Below are 20,887 nucleotides of genomic sequence, written 5' to 3'. Positions count from 1 at the left end.
CAATCAAACTATTATAAGGAGTGTGTAAAATGAAGACAAAATTTGTATGGGGTGCAATGGCAAGTTTATTTCTTGCAAGTTCAATTTTAACAGGATGTTCAAGTCAATCTGGTTCTTCAGCTGAAGGGAATACTGAAACAGGAAACAAAGCAACATATACCTTCCGATTAGCGGACACACATCCCCCTGACTACCCAACTGTTATAGGGGATATGAAATTTGCTGAGCTAGTAAATGAACGAACAGATGGCCGAATCAAAATTGAGGTATTCCCATCTGCACAATTAGGAGAAGAAAAAGCCGTGATTGAACAGGTCCAATTAGGAGCCATTGAATTTACCCGTGTGAATGCAAGTCCTTTGGCTGAGTTTAATAAAGAATTCTCTGTGCTTAGTCTGCCTTATGTGTTTGAATCTGATGAGCATCTCTGGAAATTCCTTGAAGGAGAGACTGGAAATCAAATGTTAGATAATCTTGAAGATTCTAGAATGAAAGGTCTTGCCTATTATAGTTCAGGTGCACGAAGCTTTTATTCATCTAAACCAATTAAAAGTTTAGAAGATATGAAAGGACAAAAAATCCGCGTGCAGCAAAGTAAAGTAAATATAGACCTTGTATCAGCATTAGGTGCTAGTGCAACTCCTATGCCTTATGGAGAGGTATTTAGTGCACTTGAGACAGGTGTTATTGATGGTGCGGAAAATAATTATCCGAGTTTTGTGTCCTCCAATCATTATCAATCCGCAAAGCATATGATTTTGGATACACATCAACGAACTCCGGAAGTTCTCTTAATTAGTAAAGCTGCATGGGATAAGTTATCAGAAGACGATCAGAAAATGTTGAAACAGGCTGCTCTTGATTCTGTAAAAACACAAAGAGAAGCTTGGGATAAATGGGAAAAGGAATCGGAACAAAAATTGCGTGATGCAGGTGTAACCATTACTGAGGTAGAAGATCTTGCTCCTTGGAAAGAAGCGGTTAAGCCTGTTGTTGAACAATATGGAAGCGAATACAATGGGATTATGGATGCGATAGAAGAAGCACGATAAGATAGGTAATAGAGGATTTCCAGGTCTTTTTGGCCTGGATTTGCCTGTTTATCTTTCGGCAAAGGTGAGGAAGGGAGGAACTAACAGAGGGATGAAAAAGTTATCTAGCTTCTTTAGAGCAATTTTACAATATAAAAACTATACTTTTATGACAAAGCTTTTTCTATTCTCTAGTTTTATCGTTATTCTCCCGATTATTACTGTGGGATTCATTTCTTATTATATATCTTCCATCGAGCTGAAAGAGGAGGCAACCCATTATAATCTGCAAGTAATTGAGCAAGTAGAAGCTAGAATTGAGTATTATATAAGGGACTTTGATTTAACAAGTCTTAAGATTGTTAACTCACCTGAAATAAGTAAATTTAGCACTTTACACCCGCAGGAAGAGGATGATAATGGCCATATTAGAGAAGCGGTGCAAAAGGTCCTTAAAGATGCGCAATATTCCAGACCAGATATTTCAAATATTACGGTGTATCTGGATAACCAAGCCAGGTTTATCGATTTACTTGGAAATAGAAATTATTATCCTGCTTATAAAATAAGAAATGAATATTGGTATTCTTCAGTTCCTCATAATGGGTTGGCGATACTAGTCAGCCGGACTCTTACATTAAAGGACAAAGAGGAACCAGTCATCTCTCTTATTAGACGTTTATATAACCCGGAAACTTTACAACCTGTGGGCATGCTTATTATAGATATTAATTTTAGAAGGATACGGGAATTTTCCGATAAGGTCACTCCAGGCAACAATGGGTATTTTTTTATTTTGGATTCAAACGGTCATTATGTTTATCATCCTAATCAATCCATTCTAGGTGAAAAAGGAAAATTAAGTGGTTTGCTTCATTTGCCGTCTGAATCAAGCGGGTCAATTCTGTTGAAAAATGATCGGAGAGATTTTGTTACGTATACGTTTTCAAACGATCTTGGATGGACTTTTTTTACAGCCAATCCTTATGAGGATATAACAAAAGGAACCATTCTAATCAGGAGAACGATTATTTGGACTATAGTTATTTCATTGATTGTTGCCTATTTATTAGGATTTGTGTTTGCCAAGGGGCTCTTGCGGCCAATTAAACGGCTCCATCTTTTTATGAAAGAGGTTGAGGTAGGCAAGCTTGATTCACGTGTGAAAATTGAAACAAACGATGAAATTGGCCAATTATCTAAAGGTTTTAATAGCATGGTGCAAAAACTATCAGATCTGCTTGAGGAAGTTTACTTTGCTAAATTAAGAGAAACGGAAATATCCTTGCGACAGAAAGAAATTGAATTACAGGTTTTGCAGTCGCAAATCAATCCGCACTTTTTATATAATTCATTGGAGACAATAAGGGGAATGGCTCTTGAAGAAAACCAGGAACATATTGCTACCATGTCATCTTCACTTGGGAAGCTGCTGCGCTATAATTTACGAAATACTTCACCAACGGTTTCATTACAAGAGGAATTAAAATTTAGTGAAATGTATTTGCAAATCCAGAAGTTTCGTTTTGGCAATCGATTTGAATATGAAAGCGATATACCTAGATGGGCGAAGAACTTAACCGTACTTAAATTTACTTTGCAGCCGATATTGGAAAATTGCTTTTTGCATGGGATACGGTCAGCTTCCGCTATGATCTTGATTTCCATAATTGTTTATAAAGATTCTGCCTCTTCTTTTATTATTGAAGTAAGGGACACAGGTGCCGGCATCTCTGAAGAAGAACTTCGAAACATTCTTTTTAATCTTGAACATAGAGAAATAACAAATGGCGGAACAAGCATTGGAATTATTAATGTCCATCAAAGAATTGTAAAATCTTTTGGATCAGAATATGGAATACGGCTGGATACCTTTAATGGAAAAGGTACTTCAGTAAAGATACGCATGCCAATTGTTGAGTTAGAGGAGGAGGCAAATGTTCAGCATCTTACTGGTAGATGATGAAAAATGGGTTCGTACAACTCTTAAATGGACCATTAATCAATTGAATCTTCCATTTCATATTTCTCATGAATGTGAGAATGGGCTGGAAGCTCTCGATTGGATGAAACAAAATGAGATAGATTTGATCTTTACAGATGTTAGTATGCCTGTCATGGATGGGCTTACGTTTGTTAAGGAGTTACGGCAGTTTAAAAAAGATCAGGATACGATCGTCATTAGTGTTCATGATGAATTCCATTTTGTTCAGCATGCAATCCGGAGCGGAGTAACTGATTATCTTCTTAAACCGATAGAGGAATTTGATCTAAAACTCTGTTTAGAAAAGTGGCTGGATAAGCGAAAAGGTGAAGAAGAGAAAAAAGAGGACATAACGTACGAAGATCTTCCAACCTCAACAATCGATCAGGTTTTGTTTTATTTAAAAAACACACCACTAAGCGAAATAACTCTTAAAGAAGCAGCAGATCGAGTTCATATGAATCCAAGCTACCTCAGTCAACTATTTAAACAGCAGCTTAATAAAAAGTTTGTTGATTATTTAACCGAGCTGAGGATTGATGAAGCAAAACGTTTATTATTATACACTTCCCTGCGCATATCTGAGATTGCAGATCGGGTTGGATATTCTGACTTAGCCTATTTCAGTAACAATTTTAAACGAATAACTGGAAGTTCTCCATCTGATTTTCGTAAATCTACCGATTAAGCAACTACTAAACGAACAAGCTGGCCATTATTGGTCTGCTTGTTCAAGTTATAAAGCTTTGTTACCAATAAACTAGTTTGCAGGGACTAATGCGAAAAATATCTAACAATGTTTCGTTAAGTAGATTAATAATTTGTAAACATTTTGTTAATTTTAAAGGACTTTCCTATCTTTTTAAGAAAACATAAGAATGAAAACACAGATTTAGGATTGCTTAAATAGTAGGAGGATTCATCTATGATAACCAAAGCAGCAGTTAGGAAACCATTGCTGATGAAAATGTGGGAGCACTATCCAAAAACATGGAAATTTCTTATTGATTTAGGGATTTTATTGAAATACAAAACATTAAACATTAATAAGTTACCGAATAAAATTATATTGCCTTCCTCGCATATTCTTTTTGTGAACTCAGAAGAAAATCGCGGCAGAGCATTGCTGATCAGCAATGGAATGACCCAAAAAAGGCTGACAACATTTTGGAAGAGAGCAGTAGATAAATTTAATCCAGACTTAATTATTGATGTAGGAGTGAATTATGGGGAATGCATTTTTTCCGCAACATACCCCTTTAATACTAGGGTGTACGGAATTGAAGCAAATCGGCATTTAGTAAAATATATAAATAAATCGAGAGATGTTCACCCGAATAAATCACAAATAACGATTATCAATGCCCTTGCGTCTGATATAGATGATGAAGAAAAACTATTTTATGTAGATAAGCATTGGTCAGGGACATCTTCTGCCTCCTATATGCCTTCCCATAACATGATTGAAAAAGAATCAGTACGATCAATAACAATAAATTCATTATGTAAAAAGGACCTTTCTTTTAAAACTCTCTTATTCAAAGTCGACGTTGAAGGCTATGAGGCATCTGTTTTAAAAGGGATGATTGATTTATTTAAAATGAGAGGCGCAGCAATTGGCTTTGTTGAATTTAACAGTGAGTATATGGAAAAAGTGGGCATGGAAATAGATAAATTTTTAACGTTCTTACATACCTATTTTACAATTTATATTTATAAGGAAAATGATACGTTAGTAAAAGCAAAGCATATAAACTATCAGGAATTGCAAAATATGTTTGGCACTGCATATATTCATACGGATTTTATCTTGGCAACAGATGAAAAAATGATTGATATGCTAGAGTTAGAGCATAACTAACTCCTAAAAAAATCTCCCACAGCACTTGGGCAAGCTGTGGGAGAAGATGGCTGATCATTGACCGTCAATCTGTAACCGTAAATTTGGGATGTCCATAAAACTTTTTATCGCAAGAGCACACGCCCCCATTACACATGCCTGTTTTCCTATATCGGATATCAATAGCTCCTTATAGTGGCTGACTGAAGAAGTTAAATTGGACTTAATCTTATTTTCTGCATCTGGAAGCAGCTTCAATAATTCACTATTTAGCACCAATGTTTCAGGATTCAGTAAGTTCATCACATTATTTAAACCGATAGCTAGATACTTAATTAATTCCGATAACTGATCTGTTATCATTGGATCCTTTGAAGCTAAACGTTTTTGGATATCTTGATAGGTAACATCTGATATTTTCAGTTCTTCAGCTGCTTGTTTATAAAAACGATCTTCAGAAGCATACAGCTCCCAACATCCAAGATTTCCGCAATTACACGGTTTTCCATCAGGAACAACAATCATATGGCCCAATTCTCCAGCATATCCATGGTAACCTTTAAGCGGTTCGCCATTGATCAAAATGCCAAGCCCTATACCAGAATACATACTGATACTAACCAAGTTATTACTGTGATGATGCTTAAATACTCTTTCAGAAAATGCGCAGAGGTTTGCATTATTTTCAATATGTATAACGGAATTAATTTCTTTCTCAAGGTCACTCTTTAGATCTTTGTCCTTCCATTTAAACTGCGGCACAAAATTGATTAATTCGTCATTTTTCACAATACCATGAACCCCGATGACAATGCCGACCATACCAAAACGGCTTTGAGAGCAGCGGTCCTCGTAAAGCTTTATTTGTCTTATTAAAATTTTGACGATTTCCTCATAATCAGAAGTATTTATCTCAATATGATCAGAAGAAACAGGAGCTCCCAATAAGTCAGACAAGGTAAAAGAAATTTGCCGGTAATCCAAATCGATTCCCAGCGCAAATCCAGCTTTCCGGTTAATTGAAAGCATAATGGGCTTTCTTCCGACATTTGTATGTTCTTGTTGTGATTCAACGATTAATTCTTCTTCTAATAAATCAGCAGCTTGAACAGAAATGGTTGCTCTCGTTAGCTTTGTCACTTTTGACAAATCTGCCCTAGAGATCATGCCCTGTTCAATAATTTTACTTAGGATTAAACTTCTATTTATTTTTTTTATATAAGCAGCATCGCCAATTGCCATGTAAATCACCCTTTGAGTATAGTTAATAAAAATGTGTTGATGTGCTGATAAAAATGGAAACTTCGCCGATGTATATTGACGAGAAACGGTTGAAATGATAATCTACAGTTAATTAATTTGTTTTGTAAACTAATTAATTATTCATTATTTAAATACTAACATCTTTTTTGTTGAAATTGCCATCTATTTTTTTGAAAGTGTTTTCATCTAGTGGGAAGTCTAACAGCCAGCAAAGGTACATTCAACTATTAATAGAGTAATAGAAACATGATAACTTTTAAACTAGGAAGAGATTGGGAGGGCAAAACGAATGGGTATTATTCAAGATTTATTAAAAGATATTCCTATTCCAAAGATGGCGAAGGTAAGACAGCATTTTGACAATACAAAAATTGAAAATCTAGAGCAAGCCTTAATCGAAAAGTTGCAGCATGATTCCATCCGACAAAAAGTGAAGCCTGGTATGGAAATTGCCATTGCCGTTGGCAGCCGCGGGATTGATCGTCTTGTTGAAATTACCGCTGTCACTGTGCAGTTTTTAAAAGATTTAGGTGCTGTACCATTTATTGTTCCTAGTATGGGGAGCCATGGGGGAGCTACTGCTGAAGGGCAGCGCGAAGTTTTAGCACATCTCGGGGTAACAGAAGAAAGTGTGAAAGCGGAAATTCGCTCATCGATGGAAGTGAATAATCTTGGAGAATTGCCGAATGGACTGCCAGTATATATTGATAAATATGCTTCCCAAGCAGATGGAATCATTGTCATCAATCGAATTAAGCCCCATACCGCATTTCGCGGGCCAGTTGAAAGCGGAATCATGAAGATGATCAGCATTGGTCTTGGCAAACAAAAAGGAGCCGAAGCAACCCATCAATTAGGCTTTAAATATATGGCTGAAAATGTGCCGGCAATGGCTAAGATGATGATGGAAAAAACGCCGATTTTGTTTGGTGTCGCAACTCTTGAAAATGCCTTTGACAAAGTGGCAATAATTGAAGTGCTTGCCGCAGAAGAAATTGAACAAAAGGAACCAGGCCTGCAAGCATTAGCCAAACAATTATTACCAAAGCTTTTCTTTGATCATCTGGATGTACTTTTGATCGATGAAATTGGCAAAAACATAAGCGGAGATGGAATGGATCCAAATATTACCGGACGGTATCCGACCCCTTATGCGAAAGGGGGACCTGAGGTTAATAAAATGGTCGTTCTTGATCTTACTCCACAATCCGAAGGCAACGCAAACGGCGTGGGAACAGCTGATTTTACAACACAGCGTCTTGTTGACAAAATGGACCGGGAAGTTACATATGCAAACGGCTTAACCTCAACAGTATGTGCACCTACTAAAATTGCAACAACTTTAGCAAATGATCGAGATGCAATAAAGGCTGCAATTAAAACATGCAATATTTTAGATTTTAACCAGGTTAAAATGGTCCGGATTAAAAACACATTGGAGATAGCGGAAATTGAAGTGTCTGAAAGCTTGCTAGATTATGTTGCACAACATCCGGAACTCGAAAAAATATCAGATCTTTATGAGCTTGCTTTTGATGAAAATGGCAATTTAAAGTGAATTTTCACTAATGGCAATGTGATCAAGAACAAACTAATTGAATGAAAGTGAGGGGTATAATCTTGAACACCTTATTTGATTTAACTGGTAAAACAGCTGTTGCTATCGGGGGAAATAGTGTACTCGGATCATCGATTGCGAAAGGAATGGCAGCACATGGTGCGAAAATAGCCATTGTCGGTCGAAATCTCGAAAAAGCAGATCAGGTTGTTAAGGAAATTGAAGAAGCTGGCGGAACAGCAAAAGCCTTTCAAGCCGATGTCAGTATACGAGAATCATTGGAAGAAGCTGTTAACCTAATTGAAGAGTGGTCAGGTGGCTTTGATATTCTCTTGAATGCACCTGGTAAAAACAGTACGACACCGTTTTTTGAGCTAGGTGAGGATGAATGGGATGATATCATGGATGTAAACTTAAAAGGCATGATGATTTCCTGCCAAATTTTTGCAAAGAAAATGATTGAGCAGGAAAGAAGAGGCAGTATAATTAATATATCGTCTGTTTCTTCAACAACTCCTTTATCAAAGGTCTTTACCTATTCAGTTTCAAAAGCAGGGGTTAATAGCATGACACAATATTTAGCACGTGAGTTTGCTCCGCATGGAATTCGTGTAAATGCAATCATTCCTGGGTTCTTCCCAGCGGAACAAAACCGAAAAATTTTAAGTGAAGAAAGAGTCGAATCAATTATGAACCATACACCGATGAAACGATTCGGCAGCCCTGATGAACTTCAGGGTGCAGCAATATGGCTTTCTTCAGAAAAGGCTTCAAGCTTTGTAACTGGAGCACTTATTCGTGTAGACGGTGGTTTTGGCAGCATGACGATTTAATTTTTTCTTGATAAACACGGATGATAAAACAATAAATGGTGAGAGAATAATAGGTTGTAAGAAAGGAGAAGACAATGATCAATGAGAAATATCAAAAACTAGTGTCGATTCTCCAAGAAATGGGCTCAGTTGTTGTTGCATTTTCCGGAGGGGTGGATAGTACGTTCTTATTAAAAGCGGCAGTTGCTACACTTGGAAAAAGCCGAGTACTGGCAGTGACTGCTGATTCTGAAACGTACCCGTCCAGTGAGCTTCAGGAAGCAATAGCATTAGCAAAAAGGATTGGTGCTAATCACCGGGTTATTGAAACATCTGAATTGGCGATTCCGGGATATACGGAGAATGATAAGAATCGCTGTTACTTTTGTAAAAGCAGTTTGTTCGAGCACTTACTACCTGTCATGGAAAGAGAAGGATATAATAATGTGGTTTACGGAGTAATCGCTGATGATTTAAATGAGTTTCGTCCTGGAATGAAAGCTGCTAAGGAAAGAGGAATTCGCGGTCCCTTGCAAGAAGCCAATTTATTTAAAGAAGAAATTCGGGAGCTGTCCCGTGAATTTGATTTGCCCACATGGAATAAACCTTCCTTTGCCTGTTTATCATCAAGAATTGCCTACGGTGAGAAAATTACCTTCGAAAAGTTGTCGAAAGTGGAAAAGGCGGAGGCCTATTTAAAATCACTTCATATTCGGCAAGTACGGGTGCGAACCCATCAGGAAATTGCGAGAATTGAAGTTGAACCAAATGATATGAAAATCATATTAGAGAATCATGAATCCATTTCTAAAGAACTTACGAATTACGGATATAAATATATCACATTAGATTTAATAGGATATAAGAGTGGTAGTATGAATAAGGTTCTTTCTTAATAGAAAAGGCTTTGGGATTTCTCCAAGGCCTTTTCTGTGTAAACGCTTGCTAACGATAATTTCAAAGAAAAGGAAGATGGAAATCGTGTCAAAAGAATTTGTTATAGGGCTTGATATTGGAACAACAAGTGTTAAAGCAGTTGTCTTTCAGTTAAATGGAAAAGTAGTCTCAGAATCGGATCTGCCAATCACAACTTATTATCCGAAGAGGGGATGGGTGGAGCAAAATCCAGCTGAGATTGAGCAAAAGGCTGTCCAAGCTATTAAAGAGGCCGTGAAACAAGTAAATGAAGAAACTAGTAAATTTTTAGCGATCGGAATTTCTTCGGCCATGCATTCTCTTATTTGTGTAGATGAAGATGGAGAACCGTTGTCACAAGCACTTATATGGTCTGATGGGAGAAGCAGCGAACAGGCAAAAAAATTGATGCAGACAAATGGATTCGAGATCTACTCAAAAACCGGACTGCCCATTCACCCGATGTCACCATTATCAAAGCTATTATGGATGAAAGAAACAGAATATGAACCTTATATAAAAGCAACGTATTTCTTATCTATCAAGGAGTTTATCCTGCTAAAATGGTTTGACCAAAGAGTGATTGATTATTCAATGGCAGCAGCAACAGGATTATTCAATGCTCAAACCTTACAATGGGATGATGAGATTATTACACTTGCAGGTATAAAGAAAGCACAGCTTTCAAACATTGTGCCGCCAACGGAATTATTAACAGGGTTAAAACAAGATGTTGCAGAAAACATGGGGCTCCCTAATGAATTGCCTTTTGTCATTGGAGCGGCTGACGGTCAATTAGCTAATTTAGGAATTGGCGCTATCTCTCCAGGAGAAGTCGCCATCACTGCCGGAACGAGCGGAGCCATCAGACAATTTACAAGAGGGTTCCAACTTACTGATAAACATGAAACGTTTTGTTATACATTTACCGAAGATTTTTCCATTATTGGGGGACCGACAAATAATGGAGGGATTGCTTTGCAATGGTTGAAGGAACTTCTGAACGATCAAGGAAGCTTCGATGAATTCACGGCAACAGCTGAACGAGTTGCCCCAGGAGCAGAAGGAATACTCTTTCTCCCTTATATAAATGGTGAAAGAGCACCTTTATGGAATCAAGAAGCAAAAGGGAATTTTTATGGGATGACCATTACTCATAAAAAAGAACATTTTGTTCGTGCTGTGTTGGAAGGGATTACCTTTAATCTTTATCAAATAGGCAAAGCGTTAGAAGAATTAGCAGGTAAACCGGAAAAAATTTATGTTAATGGCGGATTGTCCAGATCTCCATTATGGCTGCAAATGTTAGCCGATATGTTTGGAAAAGAAGTTTATATTTCAGAAAGTCATCATAGTGCAGCATGGGGAGCGGCCTGGACAGGATTAGTAGCTATTGGAAAGGCCGATTCATTTGAAGAGATTAAAAGAAATATTCCTATGGGTGAACCGGTTCGTCCAAATATGAAAAACCACGAAAATTATACAGCTCTTTATTTAAAATATGAAAATCTATCTCGGGAAATAGCTAAGTATTTTTAGGCTATGGAATACAACAACATTAGTATAAGGTGAGTGGGAAAATGCTGGAAGAGACGTTAAAGGAAGTCCAAAAAGGGTCATTAAGTGTAGAGGAAGCAAAGGCTAAATTAGCAACTTATGAAAATTTAGGTTTTGCGAAGGTCGATCATCATCGGAAGAAACGTCAAGGCTTCCCCGAGGTGATTTATGGAGAAGGGAAAACGGAACAACAAATTCTTTCCATTATTAAAGCAATCAAATCGAAGGAACATGATATTTTGGTGACACGTATTTCCCATGAAAAGGCGGCTTATATTCTAAGTGAGCATCCTGAATTTATCTATCATGAGAACGCCCAGATTCTTTATTGGAAGGATGAAACTAAGCTAAAAAAATCAATGAAAGGCTATATTGCGATTGTTTGTGCGGGAACCTCTGATTTAAAAGTAGCGGAAGAGGCGGCTGTTACAGCAGAAGCTTTAGGATGTGAGGTTCGCCGTTATTACGACGTCGGTGTCGCTGGAATTCATCGGCTTTTCGATCATATTGAAGACATCCGACAAGCTACTGTTTCTGTTGTAGTAGCTGGAATGGAAGGTGCCCTGCCAAGCGTTGTCGGCGGACTTGTTTCCCATCCTGTTATTGCTGTCCCGACAAGTGTAGGTTACGGTGCAAATTTCAATGGTCTGTCTGCATTGCTAACAATGTTAAATTCATGTGCATCTGGTATTAGTGTTGTGAATATCGATAATGGTTTTGGCGCAGCATATAACGCCGTATTAATTTACCAATTAGCACAAAAGGGGGCAAGTGAAAAATGAAGACACTTTATTTTGATTGCTTTTCAGGAATAAGCGGGGATATGGTCATTGGAGCTCTCATTGATGCAGGAGCAGATCCTAATGGATTAGCAGAGGATTTAAAGAAGCTAAACATTAAAGATGAATACGAAGTACAATGGAAGAAAATTGTAAAGAACGGCATCACAAGCACGAAATTTGATATTTTGTTAAAAGAAAATTTTCACCATGAACATGACCATCACCATCATCATGAACACGGCCATCACCATGAATATGACCATCATCATGAACACGGCCATCACCATGAACACGGCCATCATCATGAACATAGCCATCACCATGAACACGGTCATCACCATGAACACGGCCATCATCATGAACATAGCCATCACCATGAACATGACCATCACCATGATCATTATTATGAGCATGAACACCACCATCATCACCGTTCATACCGTGACATTGTAACAATGATTGAGTCATCAGAATTATCAAATGAAGTAAAAGAGACAGCCTTAAAAATCTTTAAGAAAATTGGTGAAGCGGAAGGGCATATTCATGGGTTGCCATTGGATAATGTACATTTTCACGAAGTAGGTGCAGTTGATTCAATTATTGACATTGTTGGGACGGCCATCTTAATACATCAACTCGGAATTCAAAAGGTGAAATCTTCTTCCATTCCAGTTGGCACTGGAAAAATTCATATTGATCATGGAATTTATCCCGTTCCTGCTCCTGCAACATTAGAAATATTAAGAGGGATTCCAATCGCACAAAGTGAGGTGAAATTTGAACTAACAACTCCAACAGGTGCGGCAATTGCAGCAGTGCTTGCTGAAGATTTTTGCACCCTTCCCTCAATAAAGGTAACCTCAATTGGATATGGTGCAGGAACAAAAACGTTTAAAGACCGGCCAAATGTGCTTCGCGTCATTATTGGTGAAGAATAATAAAAGGGTATCGGGCACTTTCACTATGGTGAGAATTCTACTATTTGAATTGGACTATGATATCCAGCGTTTAGCCGCTCTATAGTCTAGCCAATTTAAAAGGGAAGGTAAGAAAGCCTTCTATTTAAATCTTTTTAATTGCCTAGAGACGGTTCAAGGCCTTTGCCCTTTTGTTACTACTCGACAGAATGAGAGGTGTTTGCAAGATGGTTTCACATCCTCCTCCAAATTATGAACATATCGATGATCAAATGGTCAAAATGGAAGTCAATTTAGATGATATTCCAGGAGAATGGCTTGGTTATGTCATGGATTTATTATTTGAATCAGGTGCAAATGATGTATTTTATACACCTATTTATATGAAAAAAAATAGACCAGGTATATTACTGCAGTTACTCTGTTCAAGTGCAAAGATAAACAAAATGAAGGAAATTTTGTTTAAGGAAACAACAACACTCGGTATTCGCTATTACCCATTAACCGTTTATCGGGTTGAACGAACATTTAAAAAGGTACAAACAAAATGGGGAACAGTGACAGTTAAAGAAGGTATTTTTGACGGACAAGTTATCCAAAGAGCACCAGAATATGAAGAGTGTAAAGAGATTGCGAAGCTTCATAATGTGCCTTTGAAAAAAGTGTATGAACAAGTATGGAAACAGTTTGATCGTTAAGGAAACACAATAGAAAGGTTATCAGCGTCCTAAGGAAAACATAAAAAAGGACTTTGTAAGATTAGTAGATAGAGTTGGAAGATAGGAGAAGTTAGAATGGCGGTTAGTTTTTTATCTGTATTATTTTTAGGGTTTATATTGGGAATTAAGCATTCAATTGAACCAGATCACGTAATTGCTGTGGCAACTATTGCAAGTAAAACCAAAAGGCTGTGGCGTTCAACATTAGCAGGTGTTTTTTGGGGTATCGGACATACAATCACCCTTTTCATCGTTGGAATGGTCTTTATTTTTATGAAGGATGGACTTTCAGAAATATGGACGATGTCATTAGAATTTTTAGTAGGAATTATGCTCGTTTATCTTGGTGTAACAAGTATGTTGGTTTATAAACAGTATTCGAATCAAAACGAACAGGATTCCAAAGAGCTGGAAAAAGCACCATTTTTAAAATCGATGTGTGTAGGTTCTATTCATGGAATTGCCGGAAGTGCAGCTTTGGTTTTATTAACGATGTCGACTGTCTCGTCTATATGGGAAGGTGCGGTTTATATCTTGGTATTTGGGGCAGGAACAATTGTTGGAATGCTTTGTTTTACGACAATAATTGGGATTCCATTTGTTATCTGTACTAGAAAAAATATCTGTCTAAACCGTCTATTAACAAGAACAGCAGGAGCAGTAAGCTTTGTTTTTGGGATTTATTATATGTATAATCTTGGAGTTACAGAAGGGTTATTTAAACTGTGGGTCCAATAAACGAGTGAATAAAGCAAATGCTTTTTTTAGATTGGCTGTTTTACTAATTTTTGTTGTTAGTAAAACAGAGTGGATGTTTAAATTTGTGTTTTTGAAACACGAGGTTGGAATTATTGTGACTTTAGCGATTGGCGATTAACCGATTGCCTAAAGTTAAACACTTAGATGATTGGAGTGGAAGGCGGGAGACTTCTGCAAGAGCAACAGGGCAATAGAAATCCTGCAAGAACTATGCAGCTGATGAGAAGATCAAAAGCCATTTTTAAAGGGGCTAATTCAAAAAACAACAATCTTGCAGAAAATAGATGTTTGATAAAAGGAAGAGAACATAGCTAGGTACTTTTTTCTGCCCCTATTGAATAGGTTGTACTATAAGTAAATTAGTATCGATCTGTTGAATGGGGGCAAGGATATGAGAGTTGTTGATCAGTTAAAAGAATTTATTGTCAATCAGGATGTCATTCCGAAAACTATTAAAATACATCCAGATGCATTATCAGAGTTAGAAGCGGAAAAATTTGTGTATATGATTAATAAAAATTCTGCTAAACGATTTATGGGGATCGAGCTGATCCCTGATATTAATATCAATTATTTCGATGTTGTTGAAGAAGGAAACAAAGATGAAAGATGGATTGTGAAAAAGGAAGTAAAGAAAATACGAGAGAAATATATCCATCAAGATGGGGAATTATCAAAAGATATAGGCTTATTATTTGCTTATCTCGGCTACTTAGAACGAGAACTGGAGGATAAAACGAACTTTTTAAACTATTTAAGAAACAAAGAAGGAACTCTTCCAGAGAAAGAGTGATAAAGCGAGACTTCGATAAGTGGAGGGGCAATATCCTCCACTAATTGTAAGCGAGACTTATCGGATCTTTACGGGCAGTTTAGACGAACTAAACAAAATCAAATCATCAGATCAATACTGCCCGTTAAGATGGGATAAAGCGAGACTTCGATAAGTGGAGGGGCAATATCCTCCACTTATCCTTTTAGTTTGGAATGAAATGAAAAGGCCTGTTAGCTGCAGGGCTTTTGCTTTTTTGCTAAAAGATATTAAGGTATTAATCATCAATGTAAAATTTTTCTATTTTGAAGGAAATAGTAAAATATTAAAGAATAGATTAATGATTGAAAATAAAGGAGGAAAATATATATGTTCCAAACGAAAGAGCGATTTCTTCAATCATGGGATTTTGAAGCTGCACAAACTCAGAAGGTATTAAATAACCTTACAGATGATTCGCTAAAACAACAGATCACTCCAGATAACTGGGATTTAGGACGACTTGCCTGGCACACAGTTTCAGCCATTAAAATTATCACATCACAATCTGATTTAACATTTGAGGCGCCTGCTAAGGACTTCCCAGTACCAAATTCCGCAACATACATTGCCGAAAGCTATCAACAAGCTAGTGCAGCATTTGTTGAAGCCATCAAAACACAATGGTCCGATGAAAGATTTAATGATGTCATTGACTTTTTTGGGCAAAAAATGACGAATGGAACACTGTTATTGTTTTTGCTACAACATCAAACACATCATCGCGGACAAATGACGGTTCTTATGCGACAAGCAGGATTAAATGTTCCTGGCCTATATGGTCCTTCAAAGGAAGAATGGGCTCTTATCGGAATGGAAGCACCACAAATGTAGGAAACTATTAAAAATAATTTATCAATATATAGCTGTACGCTAAAAAAACTGCCCACCAAAACAGCTGCTGAGATACGAAGGCAAATTACATAAAATGTTATAGCAGATAAAACGAATAGAGGCTGTTTATTAACATGCAAAACAGGGCTGACCTTGAGTCAGCCCCTTTAATTTAACTAAAAAACTTCCCTTTTTTCTTGCCTTTTAACAAGTCTCCTGTCCAACCTTTCATTTTAAGATAGATATATACAGCAATCATGGATACTGCAATGGTGACGATTGAAACTAAGTATCCGTATTTCCATTCCAGTTCGGGCATTAATTTAAAATTCATTCCCCAAATTGCTCCCCATGCCATGGCAGGTGTAAAAATTGCTGTCATAACTGTTAAAGTTTTCATAATCTCATTACCGCGGTGGGTGGAGATTACCTCTTCTAACGTAATAATAGAATCAATTTCATGCTCATATTCATTGATTAAATACAGGGCTCTTTTAATTCGTTTAGCTGTAAGAGTATAATTTTTATTTTCATGTAATACATCGAGGCATGCCTCTTCAATTCCCATGATTAGCTCCTTTAAAGGGATAAGCAAATTGCTCCAAACAAGCAAGTCATGGCGGCGTTTGTATATATCTTCTAAAATACTTGTTTTATTTTTTTTATGAATTTCCCAAATGAGTTTTCTCAACTCATTTTCAAAATCATCTATTTTTATTAAGTATTCTGCTAGAAGTTCCAAAAGGATAAATAGAAACCCATCAATTGGTTTATCTGCTTTTGCTATTTTTCGCAGCATTAGCTCAATATTAGCATGTTTAAATAATGAGAAGTCCAAATCAACAGTTACTAGTGTATCCTTAGATAAGAAAAATTGAAAGATTTTATATTCTCTTTCATCATGGAAATTTTGGTCATAAACAAGAGAACCTTTTAGGGTAAAGTCACCATCCTCCCCGTGGTTAATTTCCAAGTAATTTGTATTGTTCATGTTTAATTTATTTACCCAAGGCTTTTGCAAGATACTTGCATTATTATGTACAGATTGCTTCATTTTTTCTAATTCATCTTTATTTAATTGATGCCACTTCCAGTTATTCATTTTAATCCCTACTTATTAGATAAATTTGTTCATAGATTTACTAAATCAATGCCCGGATTTAATCGTTTTAAAACATTTACATTTAATAGAAATGTTTTGATCCTTTTAAAACGGGTATAAAAGATAAATAAATATAGCTTTTCCTTAAAGTAATTTTTAAAAAGAGGAGTGGTAGTAATGAAACGAACGATAGGTATGAAATCAATTGTGGCTTTAGGGATGGGAACTTCTCTTGTACTATGGGTATCATCAAAACCAAATAGAATTAAATTGGAAAATACATTTAGAGATTTGAAGCGAAAGGTTAAGCCTTCTGCGATTGACAAGAGTAATAGCCTTCCTGTTGAAAAAGGAGGACACCCAGACCCGCAGGATATAGAAGATAATAAGATGGTGAGTGAGGGTGCAATGTACTCGGTGAAATTTTACAATGAGAAAAAACAGTAATGGTTTAATAAAATGGTTGGGACTCTCAATGTCCCAACTATTTTTTTCCCTTCTTAAGGGGCAGTAAAAACTTTACTTCAAGATTCAAGATAAGCTAAGAAGAATAAGTGAGGAATAATTGTCTGTTGAAACTAATATATCTCAGCACCACCATCAGTGGAGGATGGACGTCCAGCTTCACCAAGTCCTTAAGTGAAATCGGCATTGTACATCCAGTATTTCGAAATCCCACTGATGGAAGTCTCACTTATGTTAAGAACAATCAAGGAGGGAGCAGGTTGGCTTTATTATTTTTACTAATCTATTTTGCGATCATCATGACGGTAATTGAAATCCACGTAATTTTATTTCAATTAACAGGACTCAAAAAGAAAGTATCAAGGTTTCAGGTCATTTCCATGATGACAGGCACAGGATTTACGACAGGTGAATCAGAATTCATCTTATCTCATCCATTTCGCAGAAAGCTTGGTATTTTTCTCATTTTATTTGGCGCCTTTTCCTTAGCGGTTATTATTTCTTCGGTAAGCAGTTTATTGGAGGATGAATTAAGAACAAGTAACATGATCTATATAGCTGTGTTTTTAATTGGTATCTTATGTATATTAAAACTGCCAATCATACAAAAATATTTGTTAGCTAGGCTGGAACATAATCAGGAAGAAGTTGAGACTTCTTATCCTTTGCCAATAAGGGAGGTAACCTTAAAGGAGCTAGATGGCCAATTAGTAGAGTACCAGATTAAAGCAGATTCTCCGCTTATTAACAATACGGTAACACAAATCATGGATAACCACGTATCCTCTGATTTTGTTATTTTAATGATTAAAAGAGGAGATGTAAGAATACGTAAAAATTTAGCAGAAGAGCAATTTCAATCAGGTGATCGGCTCTATTTCTTTGGACATAAACCCGACATTGAGGAAGCTATAAAAAATGAGATTGAATGATTGATTGAAGAAAAATAAGAGAATAAATAGTTTAGGTTTTCTAAGGAGGGGTAAATAAAGATCAAACATCATTAAAAAAAATCATTAAAAGGAGTGTTATAAAATGGAATTTCTTTGGGCTTTAATTATTGGAGGTATCATCGGATGGTTAGCAGGATTGATCGCAGGACGAGATGTTCCAGGCGGTGTAATTGGAAATATTATTGCAGGATTCATTGGAGCATGGCTTGGATCACTCATATTCGGTCAATGGGGACCTGAAGTTGGAGGATTTTATATCATCCCTGCGTTAATCGGTGCTATCATTTTAGTGTTCATCGTAAGCTTTATTATGAAGAACATGCGAAAACATGCATCATAAATGAATGAATGAATGATTGAAAGATGGGGAAGAGTTATTACTCTTCTCCATTTTTTTAATTCGAAAATTGCAGATAATCTGCGAAAATGGACAATTTATCTTCGAAATAAAGTGTACCTCTTTTCCGCTGCCCTACAATATTTCTTCTGCACACCTTCACGAATATCTGCAAAATCCACTATTCGACATAATACATCATTTTGTTGAAATATCAGGTAAAGAAATAAGGGAAATGTATATTTTTGCCGAAAAATGAAAGATTTATTCGGAAATTGCTATTGTAAGCACTTACAAAAAAAGTTTACAAGGCTAATTATTCGGAATATAATTAGTTTAATTGTTAAACTTAATGGGAGAAAAGGGGGAATTGCATCGTTTTTTTAATGTTTAGTAACATTTATTTGTTGCGTTACCTGAGGGTTCTATTAAACATTAAAGCTTGTGGAGAAGGAAAAGAGAGTATGTTTGCTCTTTTCCTCTTTTTTTACGTTTAAGGATGGATAAAATTAGTCTTTAGTTTGATTTTGGAGGTGAATAGCAATCAATACGATTGTTGAAATAAAGGACGTTGAACGAGTATATGGCAATGGCACTCAAAAGGTACGCGTATTAAACCAAATCAATCTTTCAATTAAAAAAAATCAGCTCATTGCTTTAAAGGGGAGGTCTGGTTCAGGGAAAACAACATTATTAAATTTAATAGGTGCACTTGATCGGCCTACGAAAGGCGAAATTTATTTTCATGGTCAGCCGCTAAGTCCGTTGACTTCTAAACAACAATCAGAATATCGGCGGACAAAGCTTGGATTTATTTTTCAGTCACATGGCCTTGTACCTTTAATGACGGTGGAAGAAAATGTTGAGTTTGGGCTTAGAGTTGCTGGTGTTCCAAAAGGAGAGTGGAACACAAGAGTGAAAGAAGCGATTGAAGTAGTCGGTTTAACAAACCGAGCAAAGCATCGTCCTTTTGAACTTTCTGGAGGAGAACAACAGCGAGTGGCAATTGCCCGGGCAATTTCTGCCCAGCCACCGCTTATTTTGGCAGACGAACCTACAGCTGAATTAAATAGTACAATGGCGTTTCAGATTGTGCAGGTATTTAAAAAACTGGTAAAAGAGAAAAAAACGACTATGATTTTGACGACCCATGATCCAGCAATTATGGAAATGCTTGATCATGTGTATACATTGGAGGATGGAAGAATTGAATGAAAAGAAAACATCTCGTTATGCTGCTTATTCCTTCTTATCTATTGCTTTAGTAATTCCTTTGTCAGCTTGTTCTTTACTTCCGCAAGAGGAACCTGTTCTTGCTCCTCCATTAGTTGAACCTGCAAAGATTGATTACGAGGTTGTAGAGGTGAAAAAAGGGGATGTTATTAAGCGGGTAAAGGGCTTAGGAACCGTTGAACCTGCAGAAAACAGACCGCTAGCATTTTCGCAGTCAGGCACCCGATTAAAAAAGATCAGTGTTAAGAAAGGAGAGCTTGTTAAAAAGGGTCAGTTAATTGCAGAAATAGAATCTGGCAGTCTTGCATTTGATTTGGAATTAGCGGAGATAGACTTAAAAAAAGCAGAGATTAAATTAAAGCAATTAAACGCGCAAAATGCTGATACATATTCAATTGATTTAGCAGAATTAGATCTTGATAGTTTACAATTGCGTGTTGAACATTTAAAAAATGAACTGGAGAAAACGAGAATTACTTCTCCGATTAATGGCATCGTTACTTTCATTACCGAAAAAAATGCCGGAGATGCCATTGAAGCATATGAATCCATTGTTCATGTTGCAGATACTTCAAAGCTTCAACTTGTTTACTCTGCCATTAGCGGAAATGAATTGGTTGATACCAAAATAGGGATGAAGGCTGAAATTACGATAAACGGGAAGAAAACTGCGGGCAAGGTAGTACAAACTCCATCAGAAGTTCCAGTTGAGAAGATTGAAGAGAATCCAGATCTATATCAAAGAAGTATTTTTATTGCCATTGAAAATCCACCAAAGGATGTTAAAGTAGGAGATTCGATTGACTTTGAAATTATTACAGGTAAACGGGAGAATGTGCTTATCATTCCGAAGAGTGCTTTAAGAAGTATGGCAGGCCGTGATTATGTACAAGTTTTAGAAGGTGAAGCAAAGCGTGAAATTGATATTGAAAAGGGGCTTGTATCAGATACTGAAGTTGAGGTTATAAGAGGATTGGAAACAGGAGACACTGTCATTTTAAAGTAAGGAGGTGAG

General features: G+C 36.7%; 21 protein-coding genes. 19 read left to right on the top strand and 2 right to left on the bottom strand.

Features of this window, described 5'->3' with window-relative positions; genetic code table 11:
* The first annotated feature begins 29 nt into the window (after positions 1-29).
* From WQ54_RS01095 to WQ54_RS01080, 4 genes are all read left to right on the top strand, one after another.
* The gene (locus tag WQ54_RS01095; protein WP_046510809.1) at positions 30-1,052 is read left to right on the top strand and encodes a TRAP transporter substrate-binding protein; all 1,023 of its coding nucleotides are present in this window, start codon (positions 30-32) and stop codon (positions 1,050-1,052) included.
* A 91-nt stretch (positions 1,053-1,143) separates the two neighbouring features.
* Entirely contained in the window at positions 1,144-2,994 is a 1,851-nt protein-coding gene (locus tag WQ54_RS01090) for a sensor histidine kinase (protein ID WP_052737609.1), read from the top strand.
* Positions 2,969-3,703, top strand: a complete 735-nt coding sequence (locus WQ54_RS01085) for a helix-turn-helix domain-containing protein (protein ID WP_046510807.1) — start codon at positions 2,969-2,971, stop codon at positions 3,701-3,703. Before WQ54_RS01090 ends, WQ54_RS01085 begins: the two co-directional genes overlap by 26 nt.
* A gap of 237 nt (positions 3,704-3,940) precedes the next feature.
* Positions 3,941-4,876, top strand: coding sequence for an FkbM family methyltransferase (locus tag WQ54_RS01080; protein ID WP_046510804.1), 936 nt, complete (start codon positions 3,941-3,943; stop codon positions 4,874-4,876).
* Between the two features lie 54 nt (positions 4,877-4,930).
* On the opposite strand, the gene WQ54_RS01075 is transcribed toward WQ54_RS01080, so the two are convergent.
* Positions 4,931-6,097, bottom strand: a complete 1,167-nt coding sequence (locus WQ54_RS01075; protein ID WP_046510801.1) for an ROK family protein — start codon at positions 6,095-6,097, stop codon at positions 4,931-4,933.
* Positions 6,098-6,407: 310 nt separating this feature from the next.
* On the opposite strand from WQ54_RS01075, the gene WQ54_RS01070 reads away from it, so the two are divergent.
* The 10 genes from WQ54_RS01070 (at position 6,408) to WQ54_RS01025 (ending at position 15,782) form a co-directional block, all read left to right on the top strand.
* Positions 6,408-7,676, top strand: coding sequence for a lactate racemase domain-containing protein (locus WQ54_RS01070; RefSeq protein ID WP_046510798.1), 1,269 nt, complete (start codon positions 6,408-6,410; stop codon positions 7,674-7,676).
* Between the two features lie 62 nt (positions 7,677-7,738).
* Entirely contained in the window at positions 7,739-8,509 is a 771-nt protein-coding gene (locus WQ54_RS01065; protein WP_156177601.1) for an SDR family oxidoreductase, read from the top strand.
* Positions 8,510-8,583: 74 nt separating this feature from the next.
* Entirely contained in the window at positions 8,584-9,384 is an 801-nt protein-coding gene (gene larE, locus WQ54_RS01060; protein ID WP_046510792.1) for an ATP-dependent sacrificial sulfur transferase LarE, read from the top strand.
* A gap of 76 nt (positions 9,385-9,460) precedes the next feature.
* On the top strand, positions 9,461-10,942 hold the full coding sequence (locus WQ54_RS01055; protein ID WP_046510789.1) for a gluconokinase: 1,482 nt from the start codon (positions 9,461-9,463) through the stop codon (positions 10,940-10,942).
* A gap of 41 nt (positions 10,943-10,983) precedes the next feature.
* On the top strand, positions 10,984-11,742 hold the full coding sequence (gene larB, locus WQ54_RS01050; protein ID WP_046510786.1) for a nickel pincer cofactor biosynthesis protein LarB: 759 nt from the start codon (positions 10,984-10,986) through the stop codon (positions 11,740-11,742).
* A complete protein-coding gene (locus WQ54_RS01045; protein ID WP_046510784.1) occupies positions 11,739-12,680 on the top strand; it encodes a LarC family nickel insertion protein in 942 nt (313 codons plus the stop codon). The genes larB and WQ54_RS01045 overlap by 4 nt, the downstream gene beginning before the upstream one ends.
* A gap of 206 nt (positions 12,681-12,886) precedes the next feature.
* Positions 12,887-13,357 (top strand): nickel insertion protein, encoded by a 471-nt coding sequence (gene larC / locus WQ54_RS01040; protein WP_046510781.1) that lies wholly within the window; start codon positions 12,887-12,889, stop codon positions 13,355-13,357.
* A 96-nt stretch (positions 13,358-13,453) separates the two neighbouring features.
* The gene (locus tag WQ54_RS01035) at positions 13,454-14,116 is read left to right on the top strand and encodes a sulfite exporter TauE/SafE family protein (protein WP_046510777.1); all 663 of its coding nucleotides are present in this window, start codon (positions 13,454-13,456) and stop codon (positions 14,114-14,116) included.
* A gap of 412 nt (positions 14,117-14,528) precedes the next feature.
* Positions 14,529-14,930, top strand: coding sequence for a hypothetical protein (locus tag WQ54_RS01030; protein WP_046510775.1), 402 nt, complete (start codon positions 14,529-14,531; stop codon positions 14,928-14,930).
* Positions 14,931-15,278: 348 nt separating this feature from the next.
* On the top strand, positions 15,279-15,782 hold the full coding sequence (locus tag WQ54_RS01025) for a DinB family protein (protein WP_046510772.1): 504 nt from the start codon (positions 15,279-15,281) through the stop codon (positions 15,780-15,782).
* Positions 15,783-15,954: 172 nt separating this feature from the next.
* On the opposite strand, the gene WQ54_RS01020 is transcribed toward WQ54_RS01025, so the two are convergent.
* On the bottom strand, positions 15,955-16,884 hold the full coding sequence (locus WQ54_RS01020; RefSeq protein WP_046510771.1) for a magnesium transporter CorA family protein: 930 nt from the start codon (positions 16,882-16,884) through the stop codon (positions 15,955-15,957).
* A 177-nt stretch (positions 16,885-17,061) separates the two neighbouring features.
* On the opposite strand from WQ54_RS01020, the gene WQ54_RS01015 reads away from it, so the two are divergent.
* The 5 genes from WQ54_RS01015 to WQ54_RS00995 all read left to right on the top strand — a co-directional run bounded on the left by WQ54_RS01015 (position 17,062) and on the right by WQ54_RS00995 (position 20,878).
* Positions 17,062-17,331, top strand: coding sequence for a hypothetical protein (locus WQ54_RS01015; protein WP_046510768.1), 270 nt, complete (start codon positions 17,062-17,064; stop codon positions 17,329-17,331).
* Positions 17,332-17,609: 278 nt separating this feature from the next.
* A complete protein-coding gene (locus tag WQ54_RS01010; RefSeq protein WP_046510765.1) occupies positions 17,610-18,281 on the top strand; it encodes a TrkA C-terminal domain-containing protein in 672 nt (223 codons plus the stop codon).
* 103 nt (positions 18,282-18,384) lie between these two features.
* The gene (locus WQ54_RS01005) at positions 18,385-18,642 is read left to right on the top strand and encodes a GlsB/YeaQ/YmgE family stress response membrane protein (protein WP_046510763.1); all 258 of its coding nucleotides are present in this window, start codon (positions 18,385-18,387) and stop codon (positions 18,640-18,642) included.
* Positions 18,643-19,176: 534 nt separating this feature from the next.
* A complete protein-coding gene (locus WQ54_RS01000; protein WP_331434666.1) occupies positions 19,177-19,854 on the top strand; it encodes an ABC transporter ATP-binding protein in 678 nt (225 codons plus the stop codon).
* Entirely contained in the window at positions 19,847-20,878 is a 1,032-nt protein-coding gene (locus WQ54_RS00995) for an efflux RND transporter periplasmic adaptor subunit (protein ID WP_052737608.1), read from the top strand. Before WQ54_RS01000 ends, WQ54_RS00995 begins: the two co-directional genes overlap by 8 nt.
* Positions 20,879-20,887 lie beyond the last annotated feature (9 nt).

The organism is Bacillus sp. SA1-12, from assembly GCF_000981385.1.
In the GTDB taxonomy this organism is placed as follows: domain Bacteria; phylum Bacillota; class Bacilli; order Bacillales; family Bacillaceae; genus Metabacillus.
This window is presented reverse-complemented; position numbering and strand designations above follow the sequence as displayed.